Raw genomic sequence first — 16290 nt, 5'->3', positions numbered from 1 at the left:
CAATTGGGGCATGCTGAACATTTTGACCATCACGGCCCCGATTTATCTCTCCATTGGCACCGGTTACGTGGCTACCCGCAGCGGCTTTTTCAGCAAACCCGACATGCATGTGTTTGGTCGCTTTGTGCTGAACTTTGCCTTGCCAGCCATGCTGTTCAACGCCTTGTCGCAGCGCGACTTTCAAGACGTGTTGCACCCCAGTTATTTGCTGGCCTACACCGTGGGTTCGTTGCTGGCTTATGCCATCGGGTTTGCCACGTGGCGCTATGGCCGTCGCCAAGACCTGACGATGAGTGCCCTGGTGGGCATGGGCGTGAGTTGTTCCAACAGCGGCTATGTGGGCTACCCGATCTTGTTGCAGATTTTGGGGCCGGTGGCGGGCGTGGGCATGGCCCTGACGGTGTTAATCGAGAACTTGGTCATCATTCCCTTGGGGCTTGCCTTGGCCGACAGCGGGGAGTCTGAGCACGCGTCATGGCAGCACACAGTGCTGGAGAGTTTCAAGCGCTTGCTGAAAATCCCCATGCTGTGGGCCATCGTGGGAGGCTTTGTGTTTTCAATGATGGATTGGCACTTGCCAGCCGTGATCTTCAAGACCGTCAATTTGTTTGCGGTGGCGTGTGCAGGCATTGCCTTGTTTGTCAACGGCGGTTCGTTGGTGGGCATGCAGGTCCAAGGGCAGATGAAGGCGGTGAGCTGGATCGCAGCTTCCAAGTTGTTGTTGCACCCTTTGTTGGTGGGGCTCATGTTGTGGGTGGTCGGACCGATGGATACCACCTTGCAAATCTCGGGGGTGCTGCTAGCCAGCATGCCGATGATGGGCATTTTTCCCATCTTGGCGCAACGCCATGGCAAAGAGAGCTTTTGCGCAGCCGCTTTGTTGGTGACGACAGTGGCCTCGTTCTTCACCATCAGCGCTTTGCTGTGGGGCATGAGTCAGGTGCCGGGTTGGTATTTGGGTGCTGGCTGAAGATGTCACAGGTTTTGCATGACACGCCGCTTAACGATTGAAGAGTCCGAGGTTGAGCTCACGGCTGTGCGCGCCCAGGGGGCAGGCGGTCAAAACGTCAACAAGGTGTCGAGTGCCATTCATCTGCGCTTTGACATTGGTGCCTCGTCCTTGCCCGACGGCGTGAAAGCGCGCTTGCTGGCTTTGCGTGACAGCCGCATCACACGTGACGGTGTGGTCGTCATCAAAGCACAGGAACATCGCAGCCAAGACATGAACCGCGTGGAAGCCTTGGCGCGTTTGATTGAGTTGGTCAACAGTGTGGCTGTGCCACCCAAGGTACGCCGACCAACCAAGCCCACCTATGGCTCCAAGCAACGCCGCTTGGAGTCTAAGAAAAAAACCTCAGGCACCAAGGCTTTGCGCGCCCGGGTGCCTGTGTGACCATCACAGCGACCAGCTTTGGGCCATGGATGATCGTGCCAAGGTGGCCGCAGAGGCTTGTGCCAACGCGGGGTAGTTGTCACGCCAAGCGAGCTCAGGGTAGCGCAGGTCCAGGTACCACAGCGCACAGCCGATGGTGAGCAGGCCGAGGTGGAAGTCTTTGGCGAACAGTTCAGGGTGTTGGTTGAGATGGGCCAGTGAGGTGTGGATGGCGTCGATCTTGCCTGCGACCCAGTCGGGCCAACGCAGGGCTTGGGGGCGCACATTGTTCTCGTAGCGCGCCAGCAAGGCCGCGTCCAAGATGCCGTCACCCAGCGATTGCAGTGTCAAGGCTTCCCAACGCGCCGGCCCCTCGGCAGGCAATAAGCGCCCATGACCCAGGGCATTGAGGTATTCACAAATGACCCGACTGTCGTAGAGCACCTGGCCATCGTCGGTGATGAAGGTGGGCACTTTACCCAGCGGATTGTTGGCCACGATGCTGGCATCGCGCGTGACCGGATGGGCACTGGCGGGCAGCAGTTCAATCAGGTCGGCAAGGCCCAATTCGTGGGCTGTCACCATGCATTTGCGCACGTAGGGGGAGGTGGGGGAGAAGTAAATTTTCATGACCAAGTATTTCCCAACAGGCTGGTAAAACCTGTCGCCAATCAGACGCCGTGGCGGGGTGTGCTGTTCGCATAATGGGCCCTAGACCTCAGAGCCGTTGTGCACGCAGGTCTGAATCACAACAGGAGACAGCGTATGCATGCATTCGGTTTTTTCAGACGTGCAGCTTGGTTGCTGGTGATGGTTTTTCCGCTGCTCGCGGGGGCCCAAGCCTGGCCTGGCAAACCCATCAAATGGATCATTCCTTACCCGCCTGGGGGCATCACCGACAGCGCCACGCGCATGGTGGTGCAAAAAGTGCAAGAGCAGACAGGTTGGAACATCGTGGTGGAAAACAAACCCGGTGCCAATTCGATCCTGGGCGCCGAACTGGCTGCTCGCGCGGCGCCCGATGGCTACACCTTTCTCACCGTGATTGGGGCGCATGCCGCCAACGCCACGCTGTACGCTGGGCGTTTGCCCTATGACGTGGTGAAGAGTTTTGCCCCAGTGTCCTTGGTGGGGGTGGCCCCTTTGTTGATGACGGTGAACAACAATTTGCCGGTCAAGGATGTGAAAGAACTGATCGCGTACACCAAGGCCAATCCAGGCAAGGTGTCGTTTGGCTCTTCGGGCGTTGGAGCAGCGGCGCATTTGACACAAGAGTTGTTCAAGCAAGTCTCGGGTGCGGACATGGTGCACGTGCCCTACAAAGGTACAGCGCCTGCGTTGAATGACTTGATGGGTGGCAGCTTGCAAATCTTGACCGACACCCCGAGCGCGTTGATGCCCCATGTGCGCAGCGGCAAGATCAAGGCGCTGGCCGTGTTCTCGAACAAACGCGTGCCTGGTGTGACCGAGGTGCCCACCATTGCCGAGGCTGGTGGCCCCGCGATAGAAGGCTCCACGTGGGTGCTGTTTCTCGCCCCGGCAGCAACGCCACGCGAGATCGTGAACCGCATGTCGGCAGAGACTGCCAAGGCCATCAACACGCCCGAGATGAAGGCCCGGTTTGAAAGCTTGGGCATCGAGCCAGGGGGCACCACGCCCGAACAGGCAGCCAAATTTTTAGACGACGAAATTGCCAAGTGGGCCAAAGTGATTGCCGCCGCCGGTGTGAAGGCTGAATAAAGGGAGTGGGTGTGAATTTGTTCAATCTTGAAGGTCAAGTGGCCATCATCACCGGGTCGTCACGCGGCATTGGGCGCGCCATCGCTGAGCGTTTGGCACAGCATGGTGCGCGGGTGGTGATTTCGTCACGCAAAGCTGCTGCGTGTGCCGAGGTGGCCGATGCCATCAACGCGCGATATGGTGTCGGGCGTGCCACGGCGGTGCCCGCCAACATCTCGTCCAAAGATGATTTAAGTCACTTGGTGTCAGAAACCAACCGACAGTTCGGACGCATTGATGTGTTGGTGTGCAATGCCGCGAGCAACCCCTATTACGGGCCGCAAGCGGGCATTGCCGACGAACAGTTCCGCAAGATTTTGGACAACAACATCGTCTCCAACCATTGGTTGATCGCCTTGGTGGCGCCGCAGATGGTGGCGCAACGTTCGGGCTCCATCATCATCGTGTCGTCGATTGGCGGCTTGCGTGGCTCGCCCGTGATTGGGGCCTATTGCATCAGCAAGGCGGCCGACATGCAGTTGGCACGCAACTTGGCTGTGGAGTATGGGCCGCACAACGTACGGGTCAATTGCATTGCACCTGGCTTGATCAAAACCGACTTTGCCCGTGCCCTGTGGGAAGACCCTGCGGCGCTGACAGAGCGCATGGCCACCACACCGCTGCGCCGCATTGGAGAGCCCGATGAGATTGCCGGTGCCGCTGTGTTTTTGGCCTCGCGAGCTGGCTCGTATGTGACCGGTCAGAGTTTGGTGGTGGACGGTGGCGTGACGATTTAGGCTTTGCGCAAAAAGCAGGCTTTGAGCATGAAGTTGCCTGCATCCATCTTGCAATCCACTTCGTGGTCACCTCCGACCAGGCGAATGCTTTTGACTTTGGTGCCCATCTTCAAGGTGGTCGAAGAGCCTTTGACTTTGAGGTCTTTGATCAGCACCACCGCATCGCCGTCGTTCAATACATTGCCGTTGGCGTCTTTGACCACGGCATCGTCTTCATCGACCTGATGGGCTGTTGCCGCCAGCATCGGCCACTCGTGGCCGCAGTCGGCACAGACATAGTTGTCTGCATCGGGATAGGTGTTTTCAAGCAAGCATTGGGGGCAAGCGGGCAGGGCGTTCATAGGTTGGTGTCGCGAGGGCAAAGCGGCAAGTGTAGGCGGCGTGTGTGAACTGGCATGCCAAAATCAAGGCCATGTTTTTTGGACATCGTTGTTTGATGTCACCCGTTTGAAAGTACCCCAGCATGACGCAAGCCACCCCACCCGCATTGCCAGACCATTTGTCGATTGACCCGCGCAGCCCGCATCACGTTGCGGCTGTGTTTGATCATGACATTGGCATTCGATTCAATGACAAAGACCGTTCCGATGTAGAGGAGTACTGCATCAGCGAAGGCTGGATCAAAGTGCCTGCTGGCAAGACACTGGACCGCAAGGGCAAGCCACTGCTGATCAAACTCAAAGGTCGTGTCGAAGCGTTTTACCGTTGAGCCGTCGCTCTGCGAGTTTCATATCAACTGACAACTTGGCACGGCAGATGCGTGGGTCAGCGTTGCTGAAGTTTTCGATTCACCACAATACAAATTTGCAGTGCCGCCAAAACCAGCACGGTGCCTAGCCAATCTCCGACCATCATCACCAAGGCACTGTCAATGAAGTCACTGGTTTTGCCGATCCAAAAATACCAAAGCTGGTGGATGACAGCACTGATGATGGCGAATAAAACTGAAATTTTGAAGAGCCCAATATTTTTAATATTGACCAGGTTCTCTTCCAGGTTGAACCAGTGGATAGCCACCAGCCTTGCGATATAGGGCGCCAACCCAGCCAGCGATCCCGATAACACCATCGACACATAACTTCCGTCGAAGTACATCAAATACGTGATCAAGGTAGACGCTAAGGCGATGCCGATGGCGCCATCGCCTAAAAATAACAAAACGAATGCCAAGCGCAATCCGCTAGGCAAAAATACCCAATCAACGCGATGAGAAAAGTTCAGCGAACCGAACAAAAAAATGTTCAGTTGGTACAGCAAGTAATAACTGATCGCTGTACCTGAGATGATGGAAAGTCGCAATGGGTGAGACACGGAATTTATTGAAATTAGATGTTTTTTTCATAGTAGTTCATCCAGGTAGTTGACTCGTATGCTGGGACATTTGTAGGTTCACTGACGTTATATACGCGCTTGGCTTGCATATAAATCAACGATGTATGAAGATATTTATGTGCGATCTCGAACATAAATATGGCGTGCAAGCCGCCTGTTGCGTGCAGGGTTGAACGCAACAATCCCGCAAAGGGGCGCTATCAAAAAAAGGGGAGGGTGACGGACCTTGACCCCAGCACTGGCTCCACGGTTAGGGCTGCTTGGTTCCCCACCTGACCCGGTTGGCCGCTTCCCCATGTGGGAAGGCCCGTCAGACGCAATTGTAGTCATAAGCCACCAGAGCGACCCTTTAGAATCGCCCGCTTATGTCTTATCTCGTGCTCGCCCGCAAGTACCGTCCCAGAACCTTCACCGAGATGGTGGGGCAAGAGCACGTGGTGCAAGCATTGACCAATGCCCTGACCACTCAGCGTCTGCACCATGCTTACCTCTTCACAGGCACGCGCGGTGTGGGCAAGACCACGGTGTCGCGGGTTTTGGCCAAGTCGCTCAATTGCCAAGGGGCGGACGGCACAGGTGGCATCACGGCTGAGCCGTGTGGCGTGTGCCAAGCCTGTATCGACATCGATGCGGGCCGCTTTGTGGACTACACCGAGCTGGATGCAGCCTCGAACCGCGGTGTGGACGAGGTCCAGTCACTGCTCGAACAGGCGGTGTACAAGCCCGTGCAAGGGCGCTTCAAGGTCTTCATGATCGACGAGGTGCACATGCTCACCAACACCGCGTTCAACGCGATGTTGAAAACGCTCGAAGAGCCGCCCGAGTATTTGAAGTTTGTGCTGGCCACAACCGATCCGCAAAAAGTGCCAGTCACGGTGTTGTCGCGTTGTTTGCAGTTCAACCTGCGGCCGATGGCACCCGAGACGGTGCTGGAGCATTTGGGCCATGTGCTAGCGCAAGAACACATTGCCTCAGAACCCCAAGCCTTGCGTTTGCTGGCGCGCGCCGCACGCGGCTCGATGCGCGATGCACTGAGCTTGACCGACCAGGCCATTGCCTATGGCGGTGGCCAATTGCAAGAGGCGGCGGTGCGCCAGATGTTGGGCAGTGCCGACCGTACCCATGTGTTTCGTTTGGTCGAGGCCTTGGCCTTGGGCGACGGCCAATCGGTGGTCGAGACTTCGGAGGCTTTGCGTGTCCATGGCTTGAGTGCTGCGGCCACGCTGGAAGACATGACCCAAGTGTTGCAACGCATGGCCGTGTTGCAAGCGGTGCCCAGCATGGCCGAATCAGATCCAGATCCAGAGGCGCAAGACTTAGCCCGTCTGGCCCAGCTGATGCCTGCCGACGAAACCCAGCTGCTGTACAGCCTGTGCCTGCATGGTCGCCAAGAGTTGGGCTTGGCCCCTGACGAATACGCCGCCATGACCATGGTGTTGCTGCGGCTGCTGGCGTTCAAGCCTGCTCCCGACACACACGCAAGCGCATTGGCTGAAAAAAAAACTCCAATTGAGCCCCGTGTCGCACTGACACCCCCGCCTGCAAGAGTCGCTGCGGTTGCCGTGGCGCCTGTTGCTGTCCCTGTGCCAGCCCTCGTTACCTTGGCTAAACCGACTGAATCTGTCGGGTCGGGGGCGACCCAGCCTTCAGGCCAACAACTGCCCGTGCGCGAGCTGCCGCAGCGCACCGCCCACGTGCCTGCATCCTCTGCGGCCGTGCCACCTGCCATGACCCAGTCACACGACACGGGCTTGGTGGCTGTGCCCGTGCGTCAGCAACCCGAACCCAGCCTCGGCCTAGACCGATCTGCCTCGCCACAGACGGAGGCAGTTCAGGTCATTCCCACGCCCGAGGGCGAGTTTTGGCATGCCTTGGTGACGCAAATGGCAGCCGCCGAGACCATCAACGCCTTGGTGCGTGAGCTGGCCTTGCAGTCTCAATTGGTGGCACGCGACACCGATACCTGGATGCTGCGCGTGGAGCGCGAATCGCTCAACAGCACCACCAGCCGTGAACGTTTGCAGCAGGCGCTGGCCGCCGCCGGTCATGCCGTGCGCTTGACGGTAGAGGTGGGCCGTGTGCAAGACAGCCCGGCCAAACGCAATGCAGCCGCTGCCGCTGAGCGTCAGTTGGCGGCTGAAGCCACCATCCTCAACGACCCCTATGTGCAAGGCTTGATGCGAGACTACGGCGCGCGAATCGTTCCGGGCAGCATTCAACCTGCGTGAGTATTTCTGTTTTATTTGAAGGAAAAACATGTTCAACAAAGGACAACTCTCTGGTTTGATGAAGCAAGCCCAAGCCATGCAAGACAACCTCAAAAAGGCCCAAGAAGAATTAGCCCACATTGAGGTCACCGGTGAATCGGGCTCGGGTTTGGTCAAAGTGCTGATGACTTGCAAGCACGACATCAAACGCGTGACGATTGACCCCAGCTTGCTGGCTGACGACAAAGACATGCTGGAAGACTTGGTGGCTGCGGCTTTCAACGATGCCGTGCGCAAGGCAGCTGAAACCAGTGATGCCAAGATGAGCAAACTCACCGCTGGTTTGCCGCCCGGTTTGAAGATGCCGTTTTAATGGCCGACCTGTCTGTGCTGGAGGGCCTGATACAGGCCTTGCGACGCTTGCCGGGTGTGGGCGTCAAATCGGCCTCGCGCATGGCCTATCACTTGTTGCAGCACGACCGCGAAGGGGCCGAACTGCTGTCACAAGCGCTGCACCAAGCCGCGGCTGCGGTTCAGCATTGCGAGCGTTGTTACACCTTCACCACCCAGCCGGTGTGTGAGACCTGTTTGGACGAGTCGCGTGACACCACGCGTTTGTGTGTGGTCGAAACCCCGGCGGACCAATCGGCGGTGGAGCGTACGGCCGCTTACAAGGGCTTGTACTTTGTGTTGATGGGGCGCATCAGCCCACTCGACGGCATTGGGCCCAAAGACATTGGCTTGCAAAAACTCATGGAGCGCGCCAGTGATGGTGTGGTGACGGAGGTGATTTTGGCCACCAACTTCACGGCTGAAGGCGAGGCGACAGCCCACGTGCTGGGCGAAGCCTTGAAGCGCCGAAGCGTGCAGGTGACCCGCTTGGCACGTGGTGTGCCGGTGGGCAGTGAGTTGGAATATGTGGACTTGGGCACCATCGCCCATGCCTTGGTGGACCGGCGCAGCGCTTGAGCTCAACCGCGAACCCGCCCATGCACGGCGGGTTTATTTTTTGGCCAAGCGGGTGTCGTTCGATGGTTTCTTCTTGTTCGCCACCGTGACTTTGTCGTAGGACTTGGCCGCCACTTTGGTGCCGCCCGCTTTCGGGGGCACAAACAGCACCACTTGCTGGCCTGCTTTGAAGCTGGCGCTGGCAGACACTTTGTTCCATTCGGCCACTTGCTCGGGTTTGACGTTGTGGCGCTTGGCCAAGCTAGCCACGGTGTCTTGTTTGCTTGCTTTCACGGTGATGCGCTTGAGCATTTGCTCGGGCGACAGGTCCAAGCGGCCGTTGTCTGCCACACCCGCAGTCACGTCTTCGCCCATTTGCGCTGAGCGTGGCACCAACAGCGCCGAGCCCGCCTTGATCATCATGTGTGGGGGGATGTTGTTGAGGGCCCGAAAGTCACCTTCACTCATACCCACACGTTTCGCCGCATCTGCGACTTTCATGGTGCTGGGGGCGATCCAGGCCGTCCAGGTGGCCATGCGCCCCATGGCCGAAGATTCGTAATTGCGCTGAAACACTTCTGCGTTGTCCCATGGCAGCAAGATCGACGGAATGCCCGCTGCCAGCAACACAGGACGGTGCGCCGAGGGGTTGAGTGCCTTGAAGTCTTCCACAGAAATTTCGGCCAACTTGGCTGCCACGCTCACATCCATGTCGCGTGGCAGTGGCACGCTTTGAAAATAAGGGTGGTTGGGAATGTTGGGCAGCACCACGTTGAATACGGTGGGGCTCCCCACGATGTTTTTCATGGCTTGCAACTTGGGCACATACATGCGTGTTTCCATCGGCATGTTCAAGTCGGCATAGCCCGTGGGCAGGCCTGCGCGTTGGTTGCGCGCAATCGCTTTGCCCACATTGCCTTCGCCCCAGTTGTACGCGGCCAAGGCCAAATGCCAATCGCCAAACATGCCATACAAACGTTGCAGGTAGTCCAGCGCGGCGCGGGTGGAGGCTTGCACATCGCGGCGGTCGTCGCGAAAGGCGTTTTGCTTGAGGTCAAAACTTTTGCCGGTGGCTGGCATGAACTGCCACATGCCGCTGGCCCGCGCACTCGAGACAGCCTGCGGATTGAAGGCGCTTTCGATGAATGGCAACAGGGCCAGCTCGGTGGGCATCTGACGCCGCTCCAACTCCTCAACGATGTGGAACAAATACTTGCTGGAGCGCTCGGTCATGCGCTGGATGTAGTCAGGCTTGTTGGCATACCACTGGGTGCGGTCTTGCACCAGCTCGGTGTCCAGGTCGGGCATGCTGTAGCCCTTGCGAATGCGCTCCCACAAATCGTTGGGCAGGGCCAAATGGGCAACGCCTTGGCGTGGCACAGAGCCTTTGCCCACGGGGCTAAGACCAGATTTTTTGGCCACCTCTGCGATCGGGTCAGCGGCTTTGTCTGCGGTGTCGTTGGGCAAATTGGCGCAGCCACTGAGCAGGGCCAGCACCAGGCTCACAACAGAAAATGCAAATTTCATTTGAAGTCGTTCTTCCATTGGCGCAGGGTTGCAAACACGGTCACATCGTCTGTGGGTGTGGCTTGTGCGAACCCTGCATGATGTGCGACCGCTTGTCGTACATCAGGATGTCTGGTCCGTAAAAACGGGTTGATCTGTAACTCGGTGCCAAGCAGCGCAGGCAGGGTTGGCAGCCCCTGCGCACGAAGTGCTTGGCAATGCGCCGTGTAGGTTTGCAACGCGCTGTTGCGAGGTTCGACCACGGCTGCGAATCGCAGGTTGGACAGAGTGTACTCGTGGGCGCAACACACACGGGTGTTGTTGGGTAAAGCTGCGAGCGCATCCAGCGATGCCAGCATTTGCGCGGGCGTACCTTCAAACACCCGACCACAACCGCCTGAAAACAAGGTGTCGCCACAAAACAAAACTGGACTCTCGGGTGCATCCGCAACGAAGTAAGCCACATGGCCTGCCGTGTGGCCTGGGACGTCTAGCACGCGCACCTGTTGTCCCAGCAGCGTGAATTGGTCACCCTCCATCACTGCCGTGAACGGCCCGGGAATGTCTTCACGCGCGGGGCCAAACACCCGCGCACCCGTGGCACGGCGCAAAACATCCACACCACCCACATGGTCTGCATGGTGATGGGTGACTAGAATCGCCGCCAACGTCAGTCCATCGCGTGCCAGTGCCTCCAAAACGGGTTGCGCGTCACCCGGGTCGACCACCACGGCCTGTGAATCTTGTTGCCACAACCACAGGTAGTTGTCGGCGAAAGCGGGCAGAGAAATCAGCTTCATGACACAAGAACCTCTCAAAACCGATAGTTTGCACGATTGGCTGCGCACCCCAGCGGGTCAATACGCGTTGACCTGGGAGCAGGCGCAGTGTGACCAGGCTGTGGCCGATGTGTTTGGCTTTCATGCCTTGCAGTTGGGTTTGCCCGAGTTGAATGCCTTGCAAAACAACCGCATCCCTTACCGCTGGTTAGGTTGTGACACCGTGCCTGAGTCATACACCCAGGGCGATGGTCTGCTGCTGACTGAATCGCACGCGCTGCCTTTTGCGGATGGCAGCCTGGATTTGGTGGTGTTGCCTCACACCCTGGAGCTCAGCCCAGACCCGCACGCCACCTTGCGCGAGGTGGAACGTGTGCTGGTGCCCGAGGGGCGGGTGGTGGTGCTGGGCTTCAATCCCACCAGCCTGTGGGGTGTGCCACAAAGTTGGCGCAAAGGCGCAGGTGACGTGGGGCAGCCCATCGGGCACTGGCGCTTGCGTGATTGGTTGCAACTGCTGAGTTTTGAGGTGGCCTCTAACAGCTTGGGCTGTTACCGACCCGCCTTGCGCTCCGAGCGCTGGCTGCAGCGCATGGCATGGATGGACAAAGCCGGGCCCCGTTGGTGGCCCATTTTTGGCGCGGTCTACTGCATGGTGGCCATCAAACGCGTGCGTGGCATGCGCCTGCTGGAACCGGCCTGGACACGTCCATCGGCACGCCAAGCCCGTGCCATCACGACAGCTTCAAAAGGAATGGAATGAACAAGATTGAGATTTACACCGACGGCGCTTGCAAAGGCAACCCGGGGCCGGGTGGTTGGGGGGCTTTGCTGCGCTCTCCCACCGGCCAAGAAAAAGAAATATGTGGTGGCGAACTCAACACCACCAACAACCGCATGGAGTTGACCGCTGTGATCGAAGCCTTGCGTGCCCTCAAGCGTCCCTGCCAAGTGGCCTTGTACTTGGACAGTGAGTACGTGCGCAAAGGCATCACCGAGTGGATCCATGGCTGGAAAGCCCGTGGCTGGCGCACCGCCGCCAAGCAGCCCGTGAAAAACGCCGACCTGTGGCAGCAATTGGATGGACTCACACACGACGGTGTGCACCACATCACTTGGCATTGGGTGAAGGGCCACGCGGGCCATGTCGACAACGAGCGCGCCGACGGACTGGCCAATCGAGGGGTGGACATGGTGTTGTCCAATAAGTGACAGAAATTGTGAAGTCCGGGTAAATATTCCCGCTCAAACAGGGGGGTAGGGAGCAACCCAAGATATTCTTTGCATGCTAACTGTTACATTGCGATTTGTTGCTTTTTTCGTCACCCCCTCTACCTGTCTGCCATGCCCTACAGCTCCAAAACATCCATCAAAAAAAGTCTGCTTTGGCTAGTTCTTGTGTTGATCCTCGCGGGAGGGGCCGCCAAAATTTTCTGGCCAGTGGAAAAGGCTGAAGTCAAAGCCCAGGTGCAGACAGTGACCACCTTTGTGGTGGAACAACGCGACTTTCCCGTGGTGGTTGAATCCACAGGCAGCACGGTGGCTGCCAACGTCGTCGATGTGCGTCCTCAAGTGACCAATGTGGTGGCCAAGGTGCACATCAAAGACGGGCAACGAGTCAAGGCCGGTGACATCTTGTTCACGCTTGATGACCGTGCCGACCGTGCCAACTACGAAAAGGCCAAGGCGGCCGCAGACGATGCCCAGCGTCAGTACGACCGGGCACTCGAATTGCTGCGCCAAAACTTTATTTCCCAGGGCTCGGTCGATACGGCACGTGCCAACGCGCAGGCCACCTTGGCGGCTGCCAAGGCCGCTGAAGCTGCGCTGAGTTACGACACCATCCGCTCACCCATCACTGGGCGTGCGGGCATCATCAACGTCTTCCCCGGCGCCTTGGTGCAGCCGGGCAACACGGTGTCGACCACCACCACAGCCACGGCCACCACCACCCAAGGTGCGATGGTGACCATCACCCAACTCGATCCCATCAATGTGCAGTTCACGGTACCCGAGAGTGCCTTGGGGCCTTTGTTTGCGTTGCAACAAGCGGGTCAAACGCCCATGGTGTCGTTGCAAGCCACGGGCGGTCAAAAGCGCCAAGGCAAGGTGTATGTGATTGACAACCAAGTGGATGCGGCCATCGGCGCGGTCAAGGTCAAAGCTGAAGTTGTCAATACCGACCATTCCTTGATCCCTGGGCAGTTTGTGCGCGTGCAACTCAATGCGGGCAACATCAAAGATGCGTTGGTGGTGCCGTCGCAAGCCGTGGTGGCCAACACCCGTGGTGAGCAAGTGTTTGTGGTGGACGCGGAAAACACCGTCGAACTCAAACCCATCAAGGTGCTCACACAAGGCCAAGGCTTTGCTGTGATCACCGGGCTCAATGCGGGTGACAAAGTGGTGGTCGAAGGCAAACAAAACCTGCGTCCCAAGGGCAAAGTGCGCGATGCCGCTGCGGCCAAAACCGAAGCCAAGCCCGAAGCCAAAGCCGACGTGAAAACAGACGCAAAAACCGAAGCCCAAAAATGACGATTTCAGAACTCTGTATTCGTCGTCCGGTGATGACGATCCTGCTGTCGATTGCGACAGTGGTGGCGGGTGTCATTGCGTACACCAAAATTCCAGTGGCCGCGTTGCCCAGCTTCAATAGCCCGGTGATTCAGGTTTCGGCCACCTTGCTGGGGGCCAGCCCAGAGAACATGGCCTCTTCGGTGGCGCTGCCCTTGGAGAAAGAGTTCTCCACCATCGACGGCATTTCGGTCATCAGCTCGACCAACTTTTTGAGCTCCACCGTCATCACGCTGGAGTTCAACAACGAGCGCGACATCGACAAAGCCGCCGTGGACGTGCAAGCAGCCCTGCTGCGTGCGCAGCGCCGCTTGCCCATTGAGATGACGATCCCGCCGTCTTACCGCAAGGTCAACCCCGCCGATGCGCCGGTGCTGTTGATGTCCTTGAGCTCGCCGTCGATGGACTTGTTTGAAGTCAGTGACTACGCCGAGAACCTGATTTCGCCCAACCTGTCCACCATCGATGGGGTGGCGCAGGTGTTGGTCTACGGCCAAAAGCGTTACGCCGTGCGCGTGCGTGCCAACCCCGCCAAGTTGGCCATGAACAACTTGACCATGGACGATGTGGCGCAAGCCATCAACAAGTCCAACTCCAACGCGCCTGTGGGGGTGTTGGACGGGCCACGTCAAGCGTTGACGATTTACGCCAACCCTCAGTTGGTCCATGCCAAAGACTTTGCCAATTTGATGATTGCGCAGCGCAATGGCTTGCCGATTCGCCTGTCCGATGTGGCCGTGGTCAGCGAAAGCTATGAGCAGGTCAAAACCAGTGGCTCCTACATGGGCGAGCGCTCGGTCATCATTGCCGTATTGCGTCAACCCAGCGCCAACACCGTCAAAGTGGTTGACGGCATTCGCCGCATGATCCCGAATTTTGAAAAACAAATGCCCGGGTCGATGCAGATCAACTTGCTCAACGACCGGTCGTCGTCCATTCGTGAGTCCATCCATGACGTCAACTACACCCTGGCCTTGACCGTGGCTCTGGTGGTGTTGGTGATTTTCTTGTTCTTGAAGCATGCCGCTGCCACCGTGATTCCCGCGCTGAGCTTGCCGGTGTCGCTGATCGGTGCTTTCTTTATCTTGTACTGGTTGGGCTATAGCCTAGACAACGTGTCGCTGCTGGGCATCACGCTGGCCGTGGGTCTGGTGGTGGACGACTCCATCGTGGTGCTAGAGAACATCGTGCGTTATGTGGAAGAGGGCATGCACCCACTCAAAGCCGCACTCAAGGGCAGCAAAGAGGTGGGCTTCACCATCATCTCGATCTCGATTTCGCTGGTCGCTGTGTTCATCCCGATCTTCTTCATGCCCGGTCCCATTGGCTTGCTGTTCCGCGAGTTTGCGGTGGTTGTGTCGCTCTCGATCTTGGTGTCTGCCGTGGTGTCTCTCACCTTGGTGCCCATGCTGTGCAGCCGCTTCTTGCCCAAGCACGGCGAAGAGCCCAAAGACTACTGGATCACGGTCAAGTTCGACCAGTTGTTCCACTGGGTGCTCAAGGGGTACGAGTCCAGTTTGGACTGGTGCTTGGCCCATCAGCGCTCGGTGTTGGCGGTGGCCATTGGCACGTTCGCCGTCACCATTGCGATGTACATCTGGGTGCCCAAGGGCTTCTTCCCGGAAGAAGACATTGGCCAAATCCTGATCACCACCGAGGCTTCTGAAGACATCTCTTTCTCGGCCATGTTGAAGTTGCAAGACCAGGCTGCAGACATGGTGCGCAACGACCCCAACGTGTTGAGCATGGTGTCGTTTGTCGGGGGCGGCGCCAACACCGGCAACTTGCCCAACAACGGCCGCATGTTCATCAACCTCAAGCCCAAGAGCGAACGCGCTCCGATGCAAAAAGTGTTGGAAGGCTTGCGTGGCAAGTTCCGCTCTATCCCCGGCATGAACGTGTACATGCGCCCGATCCAAAACTTGCAGTTGGGCGGCAAAGTCAGCAAAAGCCGCTACCAGTTCATTTTGCAAAGCGTGGGTTTTGACGGCGTCAACGAGTGGTCCGAGAAGATGCTGCGCGAGATGCGGGCAGACCCCATCTTCCGCGACGTCACCAGCGACTCGCAGCTCAAGGGCTTGAACGTGCTGATCGACATCGACCGTGAAAAAGCGGCCAGCGCCGGCGTGACGATGGCCGACATCCGCACCGCCTTGTACTCGTCCTACGGCGAGAAACAAATCTCCACCATCTACACCCCGGTCAACACCTACCAGGTGATTCTGGAGTCGGTCGAGGAAAGCCGCCAATTTGAAAATGGCTTGAACGACATTTACCTGCGCGGCCGCGCCACCGACCGCTTGGTGCCCCTCTCAAGTTTGGCCACCTTCAAACGCTTCATCGGGCCCACGGCGGTGAACCACCAAGGACAAATTCCCTCGGTCACCATTTCGTTCAACCTGGCGCCTGATGTGCCTTTGGGGGATGCGACGAAAAAAATCGATACCTTCGTCAAAGACATCCACCTGCCCCCCACCATCATCACCAGCTATGGCGGCGATGCGGCGGTGTTCCAAAGTGGTCAGGCCGGTCAAATCATCTTGCTGGTCAGCGCGGTGTTTGTGATCTATGTGTTGCTGGGTGTTTTGTACGAAAGCTACATCCACCCCTTGACCATTCTGGCGGGCTTGCCGTCAGCAGCGATTGGTGCTTTGGTGTTCTTGCGCCTCTTCAACATGGAGCTGACCATCATTGCCACCATCGGCATCTTGCTGTTGATTGGTATCGTGAAGAAGAACGCGATTTTGATGATCGACTTCGCGCTGGAGGCACAACGCCATCACAAGCTGACACCGCGTGAGGCCATCCGCTCGGCGTGCTTGACCCGGTTCCGCCCGATTCTGATGACCACCCTGGCCGCCATGATGGGCGCCTTGCCCATTGCTTTGGGTCTGGGCGCAGGCGCCGAGTTGCGTATGCCGCTGGGCATTGTGGTGGTGGGGGGCTTGGCGTTCTCGCAGGTGATCACGCTCTACATCACGCCTGTGATCTACATCTACTTGGAGCGCTACAGCGGCACGGGCCCGATGGAGATTGCGCCTGAGATGATGCCTTGAGGCATC

The 16290-nt window shown here is 58.0% G+C and carries 17 protein-coding genes and 1 other RNA gene; 12 read left to right on the top strand and 6 right to left on the bottom strand.

Translation table 11 applies throughout. The annotated features are described in order from the left end of the window. The first annotated feature begins 10 nt into the window (after positions 1-10). Positions 11-970, top strand: coding sequence for an AEC family transporter (locus B9Z41_RS05490; RefSeq protein ID WP_100146238.1), 960 nt, complete (start codon positions 11-13; stop codon positions 968-970). 18 nt (positions 971-988) lie between these two features. Next, the gene (gene arfB / locus B9Z41_RS05485; protein WP_100145970.1) at positions 989-1393 is read left to right on the top strand and encodes an alternative ribosome rescue aminoacyl-tRNA hydrolase ArfB; all 405 of its coding nucleotides are present in this window, start codon (positions 989-991) and stop codon (positions 1391-1393) included. Positions 1394-1396: 3 nt separating this feature from the next. Here arfB and B9Z41_RS05480 read toward each other — a convergent pair whose 3' ends face one another. Continuing rightward, a complete protein-coding gene (locus B9Z41_RS05480) occupies positions 1397-2002 on the bottom strand; it encodes a glutathione S-transferase (RefSeq protein ID WP_100145968.1) in 606 nt (201 codons plus the stop codon). A 135-nt stretch (positions 2003-2137) separates the two neighbouring features. On the opposite strand from B9Z41_RS05480, the gene B9Z41_RS05475 reads away from it, so the two are divergent. Both B9Z41_RS05475 and B9Z41_RS05470 read left to right on the top strand, forming a co-directional pair. Then, a complete protein-coding gene (locus tag B9Z41_RS05475) occupies positions 2138-3112 on the top strand; it encodes a tripartite tricarboxylate transporter substrate binding protein (protein ID WP_233202541.1) in 975 nt (324 codons plus the stop codon). An 11-nt stretch (positions 3113-3123) separates the two neighbouring features. Further along, entirely contained in the window at positions 3124-3888 is a 765-nt protein-coding gene (locus tag B9Z41_RS05470) for an SDR family oxidoreductase (RefSeq protein WP_100146236.1), read from the top strand. On the opposite strand, the gene B9Z41_RS05465 is transcribed toward B9Z41_RS05470, so the two are convergent. After that, complete coding sequence (locus B9Z41_RS05465; protein ID WP_100145966.1) at positions 3885-4229, bottom strand: zinc ribbon domain-containing protein YjdM; 345 nt, start codon at positions 4227-4229, stop codon at positions 3885-3887. The two genes, B9Z41_RS05470 and B9Z41_RS05465, sit on opposite strands and share 4 nt — an antisense overlap. Before the next feature lie 122 nt (positions 4230-4351). Here B9Z41_RS05465 and B9Z41_RS05460 point away from each other — a divergent pair, with 122 nt between their 5' ends. Beyond that, positions 4352-4597, top strand: a complete 246-nt coding sequence (locus B9Z41_RS05460) for a DUF3297 family protein (protein ID WP_100145964.1) — start codon at positions 4352-4354, stop codon at positions 4595-4597. 56 nt (positions 4598-4653) lie between these two features. Here the strand turns inward: B9Z41_RS05460 and B9Z41_RS05455 are convergent, their stop codons facing one another. Next, a complete protein-coding gene (locus tag B9Z41_RS05455) occupies positions 4654-5199 on the bottom strand; it encodes a hypothetical protein (RefSeq protein WP_143474160.1) in 546 nt (181 codons plus the stop codon). A gap of 236 nt (positions 5200-5435) precedes the next feature. Further along, positions 5436-5532, bottom strand: an RNA gene (gene ffs, locus B9Z41_RS05450) — signal recognition particle sRNA small type. Positions 5533-5585: 53 nt separating this feature from the next. On the opposite strand from ffs, the gene dnaX reads away from it, so the two are divergent. From dnaX to recR, 3 genes are read left to right on the top strand one after another with little or no spacing between them, the layout of a single operon-like run. Next, entirely contained in the window at positions 5586-7448 is a 1863-nt protein-coding gene (gene dnaX, locus B9Z41_RS05445; RefSeq protein WP_100145960.1) for a DNA polymerase III subunit gamma/tau, read from the top strand. 28 nt (positions 7449-7476) lie between these two features. Further along, entirely contained in the window at positions 7477-7800 is a 324-nt protein-coding gene (locus B9Z41_RS05440; protein ID WP_100145958.1) for a YbaB/EbfC family nucleoid-associated protein, read from the top strand. Then, positions 7800-8396: a recombination mediator RecR gene (gene recR / locus B9Z41_RS05435; protein ID WP_100145956.1), complete on the top strand. Its 597-nt coding sequence runs from the start codon at positions 7800-7802 to the stop codon at positions 8394-8396. The genes B9Z41_RS05440 and recR overlap by 1 nt, the downstream gene beginning before the upstream one ends. 33 nt (positions 8397-8429) lie before the next feature. Here the strand turns inward: recR and B9Z41_RS05430 are convergent, their stop codons facing one another. Both B9Z41_RS05430 and gloB read right to left on the bottom strand, forming a co-directional pair. Next, the gene (locus tag B9Z41_RS05430) at positions 8430-9902 is read right to left on the bottom strand and encodes a transglycosylase SLT domain-containing protein (RefSeq protein WP_100145954.1); all 1473 of its coding nucleotides are present in this window, start codon (positions 9900-9902) and stop codon (positions 8430-8432) included. Then, the gene (gene gloB / locus B9Z41_RS05425) at positions 9899-10681 is read right to left on the bottom strand and encodes a hydroxyacylglutathione hydrolase (protein ID WP_100145952.1); all 783 of its coding nucleotides are present in this window, start codon (positions 10679-10681) and stop codon (positions 9899-9901) included. The genes B9Z41_RS05430 and gloB overlap by 4 nt, the downstream gene beginning before the upstream one ends. Between gloB and B9Z41_RS05420 the strand changes: the two genes are divergently transcribed. From B9Z41_RS05420 to B9Z41_RS05405, 4 genes are all read left to right on the top strand, one after another. Then, positions 10680-11420, top strand: a complete 741-nt coding sequence (locus B9Z41_RS05420) for a class I SAM-dependent methyltransferase (protein WP_233202540.1) — start codon at positions 10680-10682, stop codon at positions 11418-11420. The two genes, gloB and B9Z41_RS05420, sit on opposite strands and share 2 nt — an antisense overlap. After that, positions 11417-11869, top strand: a complete 453-nt coding sequence (gene rnhA / locus B9Z41_RS05415) for a ribonuclease HI (protein ID WP_100145950.1) — start codon at positions 11417-11419, stop codon at positions 11867-11869. Before B9Z41_RS05420 ends, rnhA begins: the two co-directional genes overlap by 4 nt. A 132-nt stretch (positions 11870-12001) precedes the next feature. Next, the gene (locus B9Z41_RS05410) at positions 12002-13189 is read left to right on the top strand and encodes an efflux RND transporter periplasmic adaptor subunit (RefSeq protein ID WP_100145948.1); all 1188 of its coding nucleotides are present in this window, start codon (positions 12002-12004) and stop codon (positions 13187-13189) included. Continuing rightward, positions 13186-16284: an efflux RND transporter permease subunit gene (locus B9Z41_RS05405; RefSeq protein WP_100145946.1), complete on the top strand. Its 3099-nt coding sequence runs from the start codon at positions 13186-13188 to the stop codon at positions 16282-16284. The genes B9Z41_RS05410 and B9Z41_RS05405 overlap by 4 nt, the downstream gene beginning before the upstream one ends. Positions 16285-16290: the final 6 nt, after the last annotated feature.

Origin of the sequence: Limnohabitans sp. JirII-31 (genome assembly GCF_002778315.1) — a bacterium.
GTDB lineage: Bacteria > Pseudomonadota > Gammaproteobacteria > Burkholderiales > Burkholderiaceae_C > Limnohabitans.
This window is presented reverse-complemented; position numbering and strand designations above follow the sequence as displayed.